The following is a 514-nucleotide window of genomic DNA, read 5'->3' as shown; positions in this document are numbered from 1 at the left end:
TAGTTAGCAAGATTTCTTTTACCGGTTCTACCGACATTGGCAAGACCGTTGGCCATGCCGCGCTAGATAACATGACACGCTTCTCGCTAGAACTGGGCGGTAAGAACCCGATGATCATCTTTGGTGATGTGCCGGTAGATAAAGCGATTCAGGGCGCCATCATGGGTGGTTTCTTAAACCAGGGACAAGTGTGTGCGGCAGCGTCTCGTTTATATATCCATCGTAGTAAGTTTGATCAGGTCATCGAAGGTTTGGCTGCTGCGGCAGACAGTATGACAGTCGGTGCGGGGCTAGATGTAACGGCACAAATTAACCCATTGGTTTCTGCAAAACAAAAACAATCGGTTTGCCGCTATATCGAGATTGGTAAACAAGAAGGGGCAAAAGTGGTTGCTGGTGGTTATGCACCAGATTTGCCGGGTTACTTTGTTCGCCCTACCGTGATTGTCGATGTGGATCACAGCAAAACATTAGTCAAAGAAGAGGTGTTTGGCCCGGTATTAGTGGCAATGCC

General features: G+C 48.2%; 1 protein-coding gene. It reads left to right on the top strand.

Annotated features, from left to right (window positions below; genetic code table 11):
- Positions 1-514: aldehyde dehydrogenase family protein (locus LIN78_RS17965; RefSeq protein ID WP_227182263.1), on the top strand; the 514-nt coding region annotated here is incomplete at both ends.

This window comes from Leeia speluncae, assembly GCF_020564625.1.
In the GTDB taxonomy this organism is placed as follows: Bacteria; Pseudomonadota; Gammaproteobacteria; order Burkholderiales; family Leeiaceae; genus Leeia; species Leeia speluncae.
Note: the sequence above shows the minus strand (reverse complement) of the source record. Positions and strands in the feature narration are given on the sequence as shown.